Below are 15110 nucleotides of genomic sequence, written 5' to 3'. Positions count from 1 at the left end.
GTTACTGGGCACGATGCGGCCGCAGGGAACATCAGCGTCCGCTGCGGAACAGGACGACCTTCAGGGTGTCGATCAGGATCAGGACGTCCAGGAACAGGCTGTTGTTCTTCACGTAGTACAGATCGTACTGCAGCTTCTGCAGCGCGTCCTCGGCCGAGGAGCCGTAGCCGTAGCGCACCTGGGCCCAGCCGGTGATGCCCGGCTTGACGCTGTGACGCACGTTGTAATACGGGACCACCTCGATCAGCTGGTCGACGAAGTACTGGCGCTCCGGGCGCGGGCCCACGAACGACATGTCGCCCTTGAGCACGTTGAGCACCTGCGGCAGCTCGTCGATACGCGTCTTGCGCATGAAATTGCCGACGCGCGTGATGCGCGGATCGTTCTGCTGCGCCCATTGCGGCTTGCCGCCCTTTTCCGCGTCGGTGCGCATGCTGCGGAATTTGTGGACGAAGAACGCGGCGCCATCCTTGCCGATCCGTTCCTGCGAATAGAACACGGGACCGCCGTCTTCCAGCTTGACGGCCAGCGCCGCCAGCAGCATCAGCGGAAGCGTCAGCATCATGATGATCAGGCTGCAGATGATGTCGAAGCTGCGCTTCATGAACGTGCGTACGAAGCTCTGGTCGAAGCCGCCGCCGAACACGAGCCACGACGGCTGCAGCGAATCGACGCGGATCTGGCAGGTCTCGCGTTCGAAGAAGGTGGCGGCGTCGGTGACCTTGAAGCCCTGCAGCTTGCACTCGAGCAAATCCTTGATGGGGAAGCCGCCGCGGCGGTTCTGCACGGAGACGACGATTTCCTCGACGTTGTACTGGCGCGCCAGCGCGACGAGCGATTCGCCCTCGCGCGACTTCAGCAGGCTGGTCCCCGGCACGCACAATTCCTCGGTCGGCGTCGGCACGAAGCCGGCGATGTTGTAGCGGTGGTAGCTGGTGCTCTGCATCGCCAGGTCGCTGCATTCCTTGGCGAGCGGGCCGCTGCCCAGGAACAGGATGCGGGTTTCCAGGAAGCGCAGCTCGGACGACTTGAAGAACACCATGCGCGCCAGGAAGATGCCGCCCGCGGCGATGCCGAACACGAGCGCCATGATGCCGCGGCCGAAATACAGGTCGGGCGCCACGTAGAACACCAGCGTCAGGATCAGGAAGCCCATCAGGAACGAGGGCATCAGCTTCATGAAGAACGGATGGCGCAGGCCTTCGTTGAAGTCGAGCTGGTACATGCCCATGGCGCTCATGCTGAAGATGATCGCGGCGGTGAATGCGATGGCGGATGTAAAGAAGTGATGGTCGAGGTTGGGCAGGGACGCGTTCTGTCCCAGTTCCATGAACCGCACCGTCGCGCCGATGTAGGCTGCGCCAAGCAGCACCAACACTTCGACGAACAGCAGGACGAATACGATCTTCGACACATAGTGATTAGAAATCCTAAGCACAATTGCCTCCGGTGTAGCTGTTATTGCTGATTTGCACAACCAATAGTTGAGCCGGGATACGCGTGCGCGCTCCCAAAAGTTCTTGACTCAAGGAAATAAAACAAGGCCGGAAATAGCCTGGAACTGTCATTGTCATCATCACATGCAAAACGGCAAGGCTCGGGGTCCAAGCGGCCTGCCCTCGGCACGACCCATCGAATAGTCACGGCATCCGCAGCTGCGGATGCCGGCGATACATTACAAACGCCAGAGGCAGTAGCCAGCCTCGCGGATCCCGTTCGGATCGAACTGCGCCTTGACGTCGACGAAGCAGCCGCCGTCGTTCAGCTTGGACTGGAAATCCGTCAGCGAACGCGCCAGCACTTCCTTGTGCGGCACCGCAACGATGAGGGCATCCCCCTTCGGCAGGTCTTCCCAGCGCTCCAGTGCGATGCCGTATTCATGCTGCGCTTCGTCCGCTTCGGCCACCGGGTCGTGCACGTGCACTTCGACACCGTAAGACTGTAGCTCGTACACAATGTCCGCGACTTTGGAATTGCGCAGGTCCGGGCAATTTTCCTTGAACGTCAGGCCGATCACGTTGACTTTCGAACCCTTGACGTGGAAGCCCGCCGAGATCATCGACTTGACGGTCTTTTCGGCCACGAACTTGGCCATGCCGTCGTTGATGCGGCGCCCCGCCAGGATCACCTGCGGGTGGTAGCCGATCATCTCGGCCTTGTGCGTCAGGTAGTACGGGTCGACGCCGATGCAGTGGCCGCCCACCAGGCCCGGACGGAACGGCAGGAAGTTCCATTTCGTGCCGGCGGCCTTCAGCACTTCCAGCGTATCGATGCCGATCTTGTCGAAAATGATCGCCAGTTCGTTCATCAGCGCGATGTTCAGGTCGCGCTGCGTATTCTCGATGACCTTGGCCGCTTCCGCGACCTTCAGGCTGGACGCGCGATGCACGCCGGCCTTGACGACGGTCTCGTACATGGCCGCCACGCGCTCCAGGGTCGCCGCGTCGTCGCCGGACACCACTTTCATCACGTTGGTCAGCGTGTGTTCCTTGTCGCCCGGGTTGATGCGCTCGGGCGAGAAGCCGACGTGGAAGCCATCCTTCCACTTCATGCCGGAGAATTTTTCCAGGACGGGGATGCAGACTTCCTCGGTCGCGCCCGGATACACGGTCGATTCATAGATGACGATCGCACCGCGCTTCATGTGCTTGCCGACGGTCTCGCTGGCGCTGATCAGCGGCGCGAAGTCGGGCACGTGGGCGATGTCGACGGGGGTCGGAACGCCGATCAGGATGTAATCGGCCTGGGCCAGCGCGGCCGGATCGGTGGTGACGCTCAGGTGGCGCGCCGAACGCAATTGCTCAGTCGACACCTCACCGGCGGGATCGACAAATTTCTTGTAGCTCTCGACCTTTGTCGTCGACAAATCGAACCCGATCGTCGGGCCGAGCTTGCCGAACTCGACAGCCAGCGGCAAACCTACATAACCCAATCCCACTACTGCGATGACCTCGTCTGGCTTCATATTGATTCCGTTCCGCTTGGTTGCTATTACGATAACTTTGAGTCAGCACGGAAAACGCCTGCCCGTTCGACGAGTCAACTCGCCTTGCCGACAACGGCGCCTTGTGCCATCGTCGTTTGCAGACCAACGTTCACATCGTGGGAGCCCATCGAATTTTCACGAATCCTCACCGCCGTGCTGATGAGATAATAACATTTTATCGATTACAAGTTAGCAACAAGACATACCGTGCGCATGAATCGAAACACGCCGAGAACAGCAGAATAAGTGGCTGCGGTCTAAACAGGCAAGCAATACCTTGTCCTTACGTCCCGGAGTGTTGTAAGCATGGTTATTGAGCGCTCGTAACTTGTCGTAATGTTATGTCTTCCGGGTAGGCAGTGGCGTTGCCGGCGTCGAGAGCGAGGAAAGCGGCGCGGCCGGTCTTGCTGCGCTCGCGGTTGGCGGCGATGGCTGCCTTGTCGATGCCGGCCAGCAGGCGGATCTTGGCCAGTTGCAGTTTGACGTCCTGCATGTTCACGCGCGCGAGCGCAAAGCCGAGGTGGGCGAACACGGACACCCACTCGCGGCCGAAGGAGAAATGCGTGTTCGGATTCGAGCTGCGCGCGATGACTTCGCGCCGGAAGGTTTCGCCCGATTCGAAGAATTTGCTGGGCGGGCGCTGTTCGCGGTCGTGATAGATGCGCGACGCGGGCAGGACGCCCAGTTTCAGTTTGTGGAACTGCAGGCGCTGCGTGTAATTGTCATCCTCGCCGTAGTGGAAGAACGACGGGCTGAAGCCGCCCACCTTTTCCATGCAGGCGCGCGTCACCAGCCAGGCGGCGGCATTCACGAAGCCGACGTCGTACACGTCCTTCAGGCGGCCGAGGAAGAGATCCGAGTACAAGCCCCGGCATTTGTTCGGCGCGATGTAGTTCGAAAAGCCGTAATCGAGGCCGTCGCCGGCGCCATTCAGGTGCATCGGGCTGATGACGCCATAGGCGGGATGCCGCTGGTGCGCCTCGACGAGTTGTTGCACCGCGTCCGGATCGATCCAGGCATCCTGGTTGAGCAGGAAGACATAGTCCGCGCCGCGCTGGTACGCCATTTCCATGCCGATGTTGTTGGCCTTGCCGAACCCGTGGTTCGTTCCGGTAGCGACGACCTCCACTTCCGGATACTCGGCCGCGATGCGCGCCAGCGTGTCGTCCTTCGATCCGTTGTCGATGACGATCGTGTGCAGCGGCACGGTCGACTTGCGCAGGCTGGAAAAGCACGGGGTCACCCACTTGGATCCGTTGTAGGTCACTATCACCACAAAAACCTTGGCGCTCATCGTCGTCCTCTTTGAAATGGCTGGAAAATCGGCTGCAGTGTCGAATGTTGACACATTTGCAGCAAATCCGGAAGGAAACGGGCACTACGGTGTGCGGGGACAGGAAGGCATGGCGCGGCTGGCGGGGATCGAACCCACGACCCTTGGCTTCGGAGGCCAATGATTTTCCAGCCGGAAACCCGCATGAAAACTGTAACTCTTTGAAATTACTGACTATTGTAATCGGCAGCAGTGCGCAAGAGGAAGCAGTATTAGGAAGAAATTCAGTCTCTTTTTTCCCCTTTTTTCCCCAAAATTCTCCCCAAGCTTACTTGCGGCCGTCGTACTTAAAGAGGTCTAGCTGCGCTTTGTCGTATGCCTGGTTTAGTTGCTTTAGCGCTAATTCCTCGGATGCTTGAGCGTCCTCGCGCTCACTCAACATAACCGCCAACGCCACATTGCAGTACTTGTACCCATACGAGACCTCAGCATCCGAGAACAGCCCGCACTGCTTTCCTGCCATAGCCACCGCCTGATATTCCACGCCTTGCTCAACGAAGCCAGCCAGCGGCGACGATGTCTTGGCGAACGTATCCGCCGCGGTCGGCGCTGCCTCCTGAGCGGTGGCAAAGGTGGTCGAGAGAGCAAGAACTAAAGCCGCGATGTTCTTCATAGTTATGTTAGCAAAAAGAAATTTCTGACAGTATGCCACGCCATCTTCCCCTGCGACAGACCATGCTACATTGACGTCATCCTTTCCCAAGAGGTTGCTATGAACCACCCGCTACATTTCGACAAAGAAGTCGTGCCCGAAGGCGACCGCAACAAACCCGTGTTCTCAGCCGGCCAGCTTCGTGTCACGCCACCACGCACACCTGAAGACATCCGGCGAGACATCCGTGACGGTCGCCTTGCGGAGATGACGCCAGGACTAGCCGGAGACTAGCAGTGTCGATGAACGTAGCACCAGTATCCGTTTGATTTCAAACGGTTTATTGTTATGCTCGAGCTCAATTGGTGATACGATAATGCTGTACATATGTACAGCATCATGGAGAGCAGAATGAGCCGGGAAATTGTGCTGCAGCAGGTCGACTACTTGATTGAACGACTGGGACCGATTGACAACGATGACGCATGTGAGCTGTTTCGACAGGGCTTAAACGCAGTATTCTCACTTGAGAGCAGCAGTGTAAATGGTCCACCCTTGGCCGCGTTTCGTGCTATCTACATTGGTGACGATGGCAGGCTAACAGCGGCAGTAGAACCGCTTCGTGCTCAGCCAAGCGTTCGGCGGTGGTGCCTGGGCGTGGAACACTACCTCGGCGGACGCCTGCGCATCGAGCCGGCAAAGCTAGAGGCCAATGCGTGAGGCCGCTCCTATTCCTGGACTTAGACGATGTGTTGTGCCTGAGCGACGTGCACCACAGCGGTCAGGTTCTGAAGATTGTCCAAGGGAAGATTCCAGACTATCCCGAGTTGTGGAAGAACCTAGTCGATGCTGAAGCTGCAGCGAATTTGCGTCTACTGAACGACGAGTTCAACCCGTGGTTTGTCATCAGCTCGAGCTGGGCCACGTATCTTAGCCGGGAACAGATGTGCGAGGCGCTCACGCGCACAGAGCTGCAGTTCGTAGTCGCAAATCTGCATACAGAGTGGCAAACGCCACGGGCGCTATCGTCGAGCCGACGTGATGAAATTGAATGGTGGCTTGATGCGCACCGCCAGGCTGAACAGCCGTTCCTGGTCATCGATGACACCAACAGCGGCTACACGCTCATGCACTCGCCACTGGCGTACGACGGGCACGTAGTGCTGTGTAAAAGCGGCTACGGACTTACACGAAAGCAGTACAAGGAGGCGCGTCAACGGCTTCGACAGCAAGGAGTGGCAGGCTATAGTGAGGCTCTTAAATGACCTCAAGCGCAGCACGTGCAATCGAGTGTACTACCCGCCTTTGCGATGGCCAGGATGGGCACGCAGCTGTCCAATGACTGGCCCGCCTCCTTAATCTTGCTGCAGTGTTTAACACCAAACAAAACGTAAACATGAGTATCGACGAATTGATGGCAGTCTTGGCTGCGGCCAGAGAAATCTTGGGTGGCGATACTGAGGTGGTACAGCCCGATGATGGCAGCGACGATGTGGGCATTGTGCGCATCGATGACGTTACGGCGACGACAGCTGTGATTTATGACTTAGGAAACGGTGGTTGTGCTTGGACGCTGGATGAAGACAAGCTTGGGACGAAAGTCAAATGTCTTCTACTCAGATAGCACGTGACTCGCGGGTCGGCCGAGGATGCGGTACTGTTGTCTAGGCATCATGACACAGCAGCCACCCACCCTACAATGACCAATGCCGTAGTGCCCACAACGACTCCAGCCGTGCCCAGCAGGCGCATCGCCCGTCGCCGCGCTGTAGAAACGGTCAGAATTTGGATTAACGTCGTCATAGGCAAGATGCCCAATCGAGAGAACGAAGCATAGCACGAGCCAAATATAGGAATGTTGAGGCCGTTGAAACTATGTAGAGTAGGGAAAACGCATAGCGCTACCCAGTCCACTAGGTCTTACTAGATGGGTTTGAGATAATATTGTACCGGCGTCACGCCAAAGGCTCACTCAAGAGAGTCTCCCGACAGTTTTCAGGGCTACACTTGTTTTACTTCTTGCGAAGGCATCGAGGCGAACGTTTCCATCAGTTCGTCGTTATCTGCTTGCAATTTTTCAAGCTCCGCTTGGATTTGGTTACAATGCTCTAGATGAACTTCGCGGAGATTTGTCACGTCTTCTGGACTAAATCCTTTTACCCTAGCGAAATCCTTATGGAATCTGACGCCGCCAAAGCGGTCATCAGGATATAGATTATGTGCCGGGTCAAACCAAACTACATAGAAAACTTTGTCCCAAACGATGCCGTGAATACGTCCATAAGCCTTCCCAACGCGCACTTCAAAGGCCCGCGAGACAATTGATTTCGCTTGGCTTTCTGCTTGTGCGCGAGCCATGACGTATGCGTCCTCTTCGACTTTAGCACCATCGTTCTCCGACTCTGCCGCCCGCTTTTGAATTCCGGAAATCTTCTGGAAAATGCGCTGCTCTATATCTTCGGGAAATCGCTTGTACTCACCACCCTTGTTAAAAATCGACTTAGCCTCAAGGGAAGGATGTTTTTGTTGAACGATTTGGTCCTCAGTCGAGTCTGTAATCTCATGGATACAGTCAAAAATCTTACGATAGTGTTCAGCCTCAAGCCCATGAATGAAGAAGTGCGGAAGACTCAAGTCTAAATATTCAAAGGAAACGCGAAGCTTTTCGGTCGAGACCTTCGCATGGTCCTTTTCCGCTGTGCGCGAGTACTTACTGCCCGCCATCTGCTGCAAGCTTAACAGTGAAGTATGCGCGCAAAGCGTCCTTAGTAATAATTTCCGTGCTTCCTTGAGTTTCTGGTAGGTCACCTCGCGCATCCAGCCATGGAGCCTCCCTATGCGTCATCGTACTCAAAGCTGCGCCATCATAACGACCATAGGCTGCAACAATGTCAGAAATCTCTTGAGCTACGCCCGCATCAATGTCCGCGATGTCGAATGGAATGTCCTCTGCGATGCTACGCCACCCGTAATCTTTGTAGCGTCGGTAAAGGGAAGGGACAACGGGCCCGTGCTGCCATGCTTGGAAATCCTCTTTGAAGAGTTCTTTATTCTGAGCAAGCAAATACCCCTGCGCGTAGTAGCATAGCTTCTGCAGCTTCATCGGCGATGGGCTTTCCTCGAACAGCTCACGGTGTCGTGTGATGATAAGACGTTGTACAACGTCTAGTTGTGGGGTCATAGGTAAACCTCGGTCTTCCTGCAGGATGGCGGGCGGTACTACAAATCGGCCTTGAGTAACGTTGTATCTTACCAAAAAATGGCTCAACGGCTCAACAGAGTGTTTTCCTGGAATGTTACCATTTGGCATCTTCCCCTCCCTGCTTTACAAGCGGAGTACAGGCACAAGTGCAACAACGTTAGCATATCGCCACCTTGACTTGTCGCACCAGCTTATAACACTACTTTAGACAAGTAGGCGTCGCGCGACTCCGCTCCGTCAGCCAGCAACGCTCTAGCACCTCTTGCGCTGCAGAGCAGTACGTCAGCCATGACATTTCATGCCGTGCGTGTTCAAGCAGCCGGCGAGAAGTAATGACTTTGGTCTAGCCCTACCCATACGACATGTCAAAGGTACTTCTTCATCAACGCCGCCACCTACTGTACACTGTGTTTATGTACAGCCCATGGGTTACCACAACTACTCACAAATACTCAAAAGTGCGCACTTTTGCGCTACACGCATGGTTGTGCGACAATGTGCGAAATTGAAAAGTATGAGCATCCTATGGCCTCCAAAATTTCTGTACTCCTTGATGATGATGAGTCCGCGCGCTTTGACGCGTACTGTGCAAATCAGGGTTACAAAAAATCAACACTTATTGTCCGGCTCATAAAGGAGCATCTCGACAGGGAAGGTTTTCCCTTTCAGGGCTCCTTACTAAGCGCAAGCGGCGCTAATGCTGACTGTGACAAACGAAAATCAAATTCCTAGATTATTCAAAATGAAACAAAAAAAGAAAGTTAGTTTTTCATGCATAGACCTATTCGCCGGATGCGGCGGCCTTTCGCTTGGTTTGCATGAGGCAGGATGGGACGGCATTTTTGCTATTGAGCGAGACCCGATGGCATTTGAAACATTAAGCAACAATCTGATTCAGGAAGGGGCGAATTATAGTACATATAAAAATTGGCCCGACTGGCTTCCCAAGAAAAATCATGACATTGTTGCCCTTCTAAAAGACTCAGAATTTAGAAAAAATGTCAGCGAATTACGCGGCAAGGTTACGCTCATGGCAGGAGGTCCTCCATGTCAGGGATTTAGCGTTGGTGGAAAACGCGACGGTGCAGACGAACGTAATACCCTTGTATTCCAAATGCTAGACATGGTTGGACTGGTACGTCCACGCGTTGTACTCATTGAGAACGTAGAAGGAATCGCAAAACGGTTTGTGGCTCGACCTGGTGAAGATAAGACTTCTGTTGCAGACGCAGTCATTGAGCGTCTCGAAGAAATGGGCTATACGGGAACCTTTGAAGTTCTAGATGCAAGTATGTTTGGCGTTCCACAGGCCAGGAAGCGTGTAGCAATCGTTGGAGTCCAGGATTGCCCGCTTGGCAGAGAAGAGCTTAGAAAATTATTTGTTAATGCAATAAACAATGCAGCCAAAAGTGTTAGAACACACTGGGGTCTTCACCCTACCAAGAGTGTTACGGCAGAGGAGGCAATACACGACCTGCATGGAGGGTCGCGACTGCCTTGCCCCGACTCCGAAAAATTCGATTCGGCCACCTACTCCGACGCGGTATCTTCTTATGCTAAGGCAATGCGACGAGGACACCTTACAGGCAGCGTGCCAAACTCGCACCGTTTTTCCAAACATGGCTCCCGAATTACAGAGCTTTACCAACATGCGCATGAGACTCAACCTCCAGGCCGATTGTCGAAAGCATTTCTGCTTGCAAATGAGACCAAAAAAGATAAAAAGGTCCTAATCGACAAAGACAAAGTGGTTTCGACGATTACAACACACCCAGATGAGTTTATTCATTACGTGGAGCCTCGTAACATAACTGTTCGAGAAATGGCCCGCCTTCAGTCTTTTCCAGATGATTTCTACTTTTATGGGCGCTATACTATCAATGGTCCACGACGAAAGCTTGATGTCGCTCGATGCTCGCAGGTAGGCAATGCAGTACCTCCATTATTGGCAGAAGGGCTAGGCCATACTATCCGAGAACTTCTGTCCATTCTAGATTCTATGATTGCAGTTAAAAAGGTTTCTTCAGTCGATAGCTCATCTATCGAAAATTTCGCATTGACAGCATAAGAATACTGGCAACTTTATATGTCCATACTCGAGCTTCTCAAAACAAAATTAAAGTCGGAATGTGAAACCGGACGTTCCTCGGCAATCAAAGAATTGAAAGAAGTTTTTTCAGACAGTTGCTGGGGAGTTGAGCCCAATTTCAATTTTTATACCGAAGAAAACGCAAAAAACATTTGGAAGAACGAGCTTCGAAAGCCTGTAAGACGTAAGCTTGAAGACGAGGGTTGGGACAAAGATAAATATAAAGAGTGGCTCGGAGAAATTCATTTCACAACTATCAATCCGTATTGGAAGAGTTTGTTTGATGGATACCGTAGCAATGTTGGGTGGCGAGCAGTCATTATGTCCATTCCTCGCGCAGAAACCATTGTCTTAGGTATTGCATCACATTATCAAAACGCTCAAAACAATAATAGACTTGGCGAAGTTTCAAATCTTCTATTCGACATCGCAAAAGACGGCCTAGAGAACTCAGGCCTATCGATGTTTGGACGAAAAATTTCCAGTTTAGATTGGGACCAAAATGGGTTAATACTTAATCCAATAACGTCTCTAAATGAAAGCTCGATTAGTGATGTCTCCCCTGAAGGCATCAATTTAAAAGACATACGCACCACCACTCTTAAAAAGACTCTTGCGTCCTTTATTTGTGTTCGAGTAGTTCCAACCAGTATATCGAAAGAAGATTTTTTTGAAGAACTCAGTAAACTCGCTGAGTGTTCACAACACCTCGCCGAAAATGTGTTCCCATTTTCGAATCTAGAAGATTTTGAAGCGTTCCGCGCTTTGGCCTATCAAGACCTAGCGTCCGCGAGCGCACGGATTCAGCTACGGAAAAAAAGCTCAACTCGGTCCGTAGTCCGCGTATATTATGGGCCACCAGGAACTGGGAAAACTTTGAGTGCTGTTCGAGAGGCTGTTAAGCTTGTCGAGCCTAGTTTTCATGATAAGGGCGACTTTACTGCTTCATTCGGCAGATTCAACGAACATCGTGACCAATGTGCGTTTGTGACGTTCCACCCTTCACTCCAATATGAAGACTTAATAGAATCGATTCGGCCGGTTGTGGGCGCTGTCGAAAGTAATGATGTAGCTGAAGAAACGAATAGTACAGACGTGGGTGAAGAATCAGATACCTCTGAAAATAAAAAAAGCCCTACGAATGGAAATCTCAGCTATCGCATTCATGAAGGCGTACTGTTGCGCATGATTCGTCGAGCGCTTCAAAACCCCAATAAAGAATTTGTAGTTGTCATTGATGAAATTAACCGCGGAGATTTAAGCCGTATTTTGGGGCCGCTTATCTCGGCAATGGAGACTGACAAGCGCGTTGGTGCAGAATTTCCGATAGGTTTTGAGTTACAGTATCCTCATGCATCAGAGCTTGAGTCGCGATTATTCATGCCTTCCAATCTCCATCTGATTGGCACAATGAACTCGTCTGACCGAAACATTGCTTTGGTCGACCACGCGTTACGTCGTCGTTTTGATTTCGTTGAAGTGCCCCCGGAACCAAAAATCCTGAATGCCACCAACGATACACCTTCAATAGACTGCGGGAAGTTGCTCACATGCATAAATGAACGCATCGAACACTTAATTGATGCTGACCATTGCATTGGTCATGGCTACCTTGTCGGCTGCAAGACCAATCTTCAGATTATCGAACGTTTGGTGAAAAAAATTATTCCGCTTCTTCGAGAGTATTTTTATGGCAACGAAGGGCTTATGCTTCTAGTGCTCGGCGTAAATCCGGAGCAAAAGCAGAAGATTTTCGTCCTCCCTACACAAGAAGACAATTTTGCCAAGCTGTTCTCAGTCGATATGGATGTGGCTGCAACGATGGGTTACCGTGCACATACCACCCCAAGAAACTTACGAATTGACTCTCGATTTTGGAATGGGGCGAAGCTGATACCTGGCCCCGATGACGAACAATATGCGGTAGCTTGTATTCGCCAGATTTTCGAGACAAATATGGCTGAGGAATCTCAACCGAGCAGTACATTAGCGTCGACCTCCAATGAAACCGTTAATTCGATGTAAAGAATGGACAAAGCTTTCGTATGGTCCAACAGGAAGATTACGTGGACTTGACGACATTGCATGTATTCTTCAGGCATGGAAACGAGAGACTAGGAGTGACCCGGGGCCTTACTTTGATGTTGCGCCAAGTTCCATAACGCCTAAATTTTGGTCAGGAACACTCGAGACTTCCAAGTTTCGTTTAGAGGTTGCTCCTATGGGAGCTGATGCTCTCTCCGAGGAGCAGTTTACAAAACTGGACAGTAATTTGACGGCGATGCTTGCATATGCAAGCTCGTCTAATTCTGTTAGTTCAGGTGCGACTCTTCTCAGTTACCACGGGAATCGTCATGAGGCTTTGATATCTGCTTTTTGTCTGGAACTTCAGTTGGCTCGACGCAAATTAGTATTGCGTAGATACGTGACCAAACAAGAGTCATTAAATGCACCTAGAGGTCGTATTGCCTTTCCAAGACAGTGCTATGAAAGTATTCGACGTCCAGGGATGATAGCCTCAGAATGGGTTGCCCTTACTGAAGACATTGCTGAGAACCGAATTTTCAAAGCTGTTCTGAACCTCTATAGGCCTCGTTGCTCTGCTGGGATACGAGCAAAAATTGACGCATGTGCGGCAGAGTTAGATAGTGTTGTTCTATCGAGTGATATTGCAAACGAGTGGACACGGGTTAGAAGAGACCGCTTGCCAGATTACTATTTATCGTTACTGAAACTTAGCGAAGCACTTATCGACGAGCGCGGTTCCGGAACCTTATCCGGAGATACTTTGGCTGTAGGCGAAATTATATTTACATCTAGACTTTTTGAGAAATTCATTTCTAAAGAGGTAGCAGCGGTAGTTTCAGCTAAAGGTTTAGTAACCAATGCACAATCGCGAGGTACTTTCTTGTGTCAGGACAACGCCAACACAGGTATCTTTGAGCTTATTCCAGATATGCGTGTAGTGGATTCGTTAGGCCGGACGAAAATGATTTTGGACGCCAAGTGGAAAGAGCTCGACCATAGTACCAAAAATCGTGGCGTAAAACGTGAAGACATCTATCAACTTCTTACTTATGGGTCGAAATACGAGTGTAAAAAATTGTATTTAATATACCCCGACGTTAGCGTAAAAACCGGCGCTGGGGGACATTGCGAAAAGTTCTCCGCAACCTTAGCCAATGATGTATATGAAATCGCAATTGTGCGAGTACCAATGCTTGGTACAAGCTTGGGTGCAGCAAGCAAACTCTTGGACCAAGTTTTAATGAATTAGACTCATCTTTAGGCTTGCGCAGCAACCTCATCCGGATATTCCGCATTGTTTAAAAAATGTCTATGAAGCTTTCACTTCATAGACATGAGTGGAATGTTTGAATCGAAGGAGCCTGTCCTAAATTCCGTACGCTGCCTTCTTTATCGGCTTCTTCTCGTTGAAATCTCGGATAGCAAGACGATGTAGATGACGACTGATAGTTGTCATGCTACCTCGCCCGAGCTCCAGCCGAACATTGCTAGGACCAATTCGCCGTTTCTGCCGGCTTAATGCGACGCAAGCGCGCGCAACGTCAACTATAGTGATACCTGGCCTTCCTGCCACTTTTGTCTCCTTTTGAAAGCTCCTCAATTTGAGGGGCAAGACGTGTAGGTACGTGGCAAAAATGAGATTACGTAATCAAAAGTTGCTGCGCCGACCACTCATTTCAGGCACCCTCGTGTTGTCTCATACACAAGGATAGTCCGAATGCATTCATCAAAGCTTTCAACGAAACCAGGCGTGTGTACGTTATTGCATATGTCACCAGCCGTTTGTGCGGCCGCAATTAAAACTGCACAGCAATCAGGGCTAAGCCTTCAGGATTGGCTCGACCACCGGGTCAGCTATGCAATGTCTGACAACGATGTTATGGTTGAATTCGGTCTTGACGCCGTAGCTCCCTGGTCTCTTGCCGCGGCCGAGCTCTTCGTGCAGGTCGCAAACTCTGCGCCGCACGCGCTTCAGGGTCGCTGGGCGCTGCTCTACGAACGAGTCAACCTCGACCGCTCCTTGTGGCGGGAGCCGAAGCAGATGGTCGGCGAAATCGAAGATGGCGCAGAGGTCTTCGAGCCTTACATTTCACTGTTGAAATTGCGTGCGGCTTGGCCCCGACTGTGCGCAACCGTCTTCTGCTTGTGACTCTCCCTCACAACATCAGACAAAAGGACGACTCCGATGAGAAGTCGTCCTTCTTAGAAAACCGAACTGGTTATTTGTCGAGAACAGTTTAACAACTCTTCAATTTATCGGCGTTCGTATACTTTGTGCCTAGCGGCTCATCTGCGCGGTACCAATCCATATCGATATAGCGCTCTGGGTTTTCTAACACTCGCTTGAGAAATTCCGGGGAACGCAACAGTCCCCAGTCGCAAAAATGCGGTAGCTTCTCATCGAAAACTGAATGCTTGAACGCGACGCCGACATATACTGCTCGTTCGGGACTATGCCACGTGTTATCGACGACTCGACCGGACCGGTCGGAACACCAAGCATGATGGATTGGTACCGAATAATCTTCATGGCAAGCGTATCCCTCGACGTAGAAATATTTCTTTGGATGCCTCTTTGCTAGCAAACGTGATTGTGGATAACATCTCCCAAGCAGTCCTGGTTTGATGGTTTCGGGCAGCGCTGCCGATTCCCAGCGACGTCCTGCTTTCGTGAGCAAAATTGAGATTGGGTCACTCTTGCCAAAAAGGTCAAAAAACTTTTGAAGGGTGTCGTTTGCGTTCATGATGGTGAGGTGCCACTCGGGCTGTTGTTGAGTTCTTGAAAGTATGAGCAGCGGTTTTAGCCTTGATGTCGTCTTCCGAGTAGCCTGACGGATAGAGCTAGCGTCCAGTCGGGACTAACGACGGTGACCTATACAT

The 15110-nt window shown here is 51.9% G+C and carries 16 protein-coding genes; 8 read left to right on the top strand and 8 right to left on the bottom strand.

Translation table 11 applies throughout. From position 1 onward, the window contains the following. Window positions 1-31: 31 nt before the first annotated feature. From ASD28_RS23410 to ASD28_RS23400, 3 genes are all read right to left on the bottom strand, one after another. Window positions 32-1414: a TIGR03013 family XrtA/PEP-CTERM system glycosyltransferase gene (locus ASD28_RS23410; RefSeq protein ID WP_229412297.1), complete on the bottom strand. Its 1383-nt coding sequence runs from the start codon at window positions 1412-1414 to the stop codon at window positions 32-34. A gap of 261 nt (window positions 1415-1675) precedes the next feature. Next, window positions 1676-2965, bottom strand: coding sequence for a nucleotide sugar dehydrogenase (locus ASD28_RS23405; RefSeq protein ID WP_056134137.1), 1290 nt, complete (start codon window positions 2963-2965; stop codon window positions 1676-1678). Window positions 2966-3296: 331 nt separating this feature from the next. Then, window positions 3297-4280 carry a glycosyltransferase family 2 protein gene (locus tag ASD28_RS23400; protein WP_082577620.1) on the bottom strand — a complete coding sequence of 328 codons (984 nt, stop codon included), beginning with the start codon at window positions 4278-4280 and terminating at the stop codon, window positions 3297-3299. Between ASD28_RS23400 and ASD28_RS32330 the strand changes: the two genes are divergently transcribed. Continuing rightward, entirely contained in the window at window positions 4270-4443 is a 174-nt protein-coding gene (locus ASD28_RS32330) for a hypothetical protein (protein WP_162252957.1), read from the top strand. The two genes, ASD28_RS23400 and ASD28_RS32330, sit on opposite strands and share 11 nt — an antisense overlap. Before the next feature lie 144 nt (window positions 4444-4587). Here the strand turns inward: ASD28_RS32330 and ASD28_RS23395 are convergent, their stop codons facing one another. Beyond that, window positions 4588-4932 (bottom strand): hypothetical protein, encoded by a 345-nt coding sequence (locus tag ASD28_RS23395; protein WP_056134133.1) that lies wholly within the window; start codon window positions 4930-4932, stop codon window positions 4588-4590. 390 nt (window positions 4933-5322) lie between these two features. On the opposite strand from ASD28_RS23395, the gene ASD28_RS23390 reads away from it, so the two are divergent. From ASD28_RS23390 to ASD28_RS23380, 3 genes are all read left to right on the top strand, one after another. Next, window positions 5323-5631 (top strand): hypothetical protein, encoded by a 309-nt coding sequence (locus ASD28_RS23390; protein WP_156650939.1) that lies wholly within the window; start codon window positions 5323-5325, stop codon window positions 5629-5631. After that, a complete protein-coding gene (locus tag ASD28_RS23385; protein WP_307169163.1) occupies window positions 5556-6176 on the top strand; it encodes an HAD domain-containing protein in 621 nt (206 codons plus the stop codon). The genes ASD28_RS23390 and ASD28_RS23385 overlap by 76 nt, the downstream gene beginning before the upstream one ends. 131 nt (window positions 6177-6307) lie before the next feature. Further along, window positions 6308-6535, top strand: coding sequence for a hypothetical protein (locus ASD28_RS23380; RefSeq protein ID WP_156650938.1), 228 nt, complete (start codon window positions 6308-6310; stop codon window positions 6533-6535). A gap of 377 nt (window positions 6536-6912) precedes the next feature. Here the strand turns inward: ASD28_RS23380 and ASD28_RS23375 are convergent, their stop codons facing one another. Then, the gene (locus ASD28_RS23375; RefSeq protein ID WP_156650937.1) at window positions 6913-7719 is read right to left on the bottom strand and encodes a hypothetical protein; all 807 of its coding nucleotides are present in this window, start codon (window positions 7717-7719) and stop codon (window positions 6913-6915) included. Further along, the gene (locus ASD28_RS23370) at window positions 7622-8221 is read right to left on the bottom strand and encodes a type II toxin-antitoxin system antitoxin SocA domain-containing protein (protein WP_082579184.1); all 600 of its coding nucleotides are present in this window, start codon (window positions 8219-8221) and stop codon (window positions 7622-7624) included. The genes ASD28_RS23375 and ASD28_RS23370 overlap by 98 nt, the downstream gene beginning before the upstream one ends. 634 nt (window positions 8222-8855) lie before the next feature. On the opposite strand from ASD28_RS23370, the gene ASD28_RS23365 reads away from it, so the two are divergent. Genes ASD28_RS23365 through ASD28_RS31320 form a run of 3 tightly spaced genes read left to right on the top strand, consistent with a single transcriptional unit; the run spans window position 8856 to window position 13479 of the window. Beyond that, window positions 8856-10181 carry a DNA cytosine methyltransferase gene (locus ASD28_RS23365; protein ID WP_056134116.1) on the top strand — a complete coding sequence of 442 codons (1326 nt, stop codon included), beginning with the start codon at window positions 8856-8858 and terminating at the stop codon, window positions 10179-10181. 18 nt (window positions 10182-10199) lie between these two features. Beyond that, window positions 10200-12227: an AAA family ATPase gene (locus tag ASD28_RS31325; protein ID WP_082579183.1), complete on the top strand. Its 2028-nt coding sequence runs from the start codon at window positions 10200-10202 to the stop codon at window positions 12225-12227. Further along, complete coding sequence (locus ASD28_RS31320; protein WP_082579182.1) at window positions 12205-13479, top strand: hypothetical protein; 1275 nt, start codon at window positions 12205-12207, stop codon at window positions 13477-13479. The genes ASD28_RS31325 and ASD28_RS31320 overlap by 23 nt, the downstream gene beginning before the upstream one ends. 117 nt (window positions 13480-13596) lie before the next feature. Here the strand turns inward: ASD28_RS31320 and ASD28_RS33380 are convergent, their stop codons facing one another. After that, the gene (locus tag ASD28_RS33380; protein ID WP_162252956.1) at window positions 13597-13803 is read right to left on the bottom strand and encodes a DNA-binding protein; all 207 of its coding nucleotides are present in this window, start codon (window positions 13801-13803) and stop codon (window positions 13597-13599) included. 144 nt (window positions 13804-13947) lie between these two features. Here ASD28_RS33380 and ASD28_RS23360 point away from each other — a divergent pair, with 144 nt between their 5' ends. Next, entirely contained in the window at window positions 13948-14379 is a 432-nt protein-coding gene (locus tag ASD28_RS23360) for a hypothetical protein (protein WP_156650936.1), read from the top strand. 88 nt (window positions 14380-14467) lie between these two features. Here ASD28_RS23360 and ASD28_RS32025 read toward each other — a convergent pair whose 3' ends face one another. Further along, window positions 14468-14974, bottom strand: coding sequence for a hypothetical protein (locus ASD28_RS32025; RefSeq protein WP_156650935.1), 507 nt, complete (start codon window positions 14972-14974; stop codon window positions 14468-14470). Between the last annotated feature and the right edge of the window lie 136 nt (window positions 14975-15110).

The organism is Massilia sp. Root133 (assembly GCF_001426525.1).
Lineage (GTDB): Bacteria > Pseudomonadota > Gammaproteobacteria > Burkholderiales > Burkholderiaceae_D > Telluria > Telluria orientalis.
The sequence above is the reverse complement of the archived record's forward strand: the minus strand, read 5'-3'. Positions and strand labels throughout refer to the sequence as shown.

What these genes read in the sequence shown, in the direction of transcription:
- ASD28_RS23405 (WP_056134137.1), bottom strand. Translation starts at nt 2,965, where the DNA reads ATGAAGCCAGACGAGGTCATCGCAGTAGTGGGATTGGGTTATGTAGGT.
- ASD28_RS23400 (WP_082577620.1), bottom strand. Translation starts at nt 4,280, where the DNA reads ATGAGCGCCAAGGTTTTTGTGGTGATAGTGACCTACAACGGATCCAAG.
- ASD28_RS23395 (WP_056134133.1), bottom strand. Translation starts at nt 4,932, where the DNA reads ATGAAGAACATCGCGGCTTTAGTTCTTGCTCTCTCGACCACCTTTGCC.
- ASD28_RS23390 (WP_156650939.1), top strand. Translation starts at nt 5,323, where the DNA reads ATGAGCCGGGAAATTGTGCTGCAGCAGGTCGACTACTTGATTGAACGA.
- ASD28_RS23380 (WP_156650938.1), top strand. Translation starts at nt 6,308, where the DNA reads ATGAGTATCGACGAATTGATGGCAGTCTTGGCTGCGGCCAGAGAAATC.
- ASD28_RS23370 (WP_082579184.1), bottom strand. Translation starts at nt 8,221, where the DNA reads ATGCCAAATGGTAACATTCCAGGAAAACACTCTGTTGAGCCGTTGAGC.
- ASD28_RS23365 (WP_056134116.1), top strand. Translation starts at nt 8,856, where the DNA reads ATGAAACAAAAAAAGAAAGTTAGTTTTTCATGCATAGACCTATTCGCC.
- ASD28_RS31325 (WP_082579183.1), top strand. Translation starts at nt 10,200, where the DNA reads ATGTCCATACTCGAGCTTCTCAAAACAAAATTAAAGTCGGAATGTGAA.
- ASD28_RS31320 (WP_082579182.1), top strand. Translation starts at nt 12,205, where the DNA reads ATGAAACCGTTAATTCGATGTAAAGAATGGACAAAGCTTTCGTATGGT.
- ASD28_RS23360 (WP_156650936.1), top strand. Translation starts at nt 13,948, where the DNA reads ATGCATTCATCAAAGCTTTCAACGAAACCAGGCGTGTGTACGTTATTG.
- ASD28_RS32025 (WP_156650935.1), bottom strand. Translation starts at nt 14,974, where the DNA reads ATGAACGCAAACGACACCCTTCAAAAGTTTTTTGACCTTTTTGGCAAG.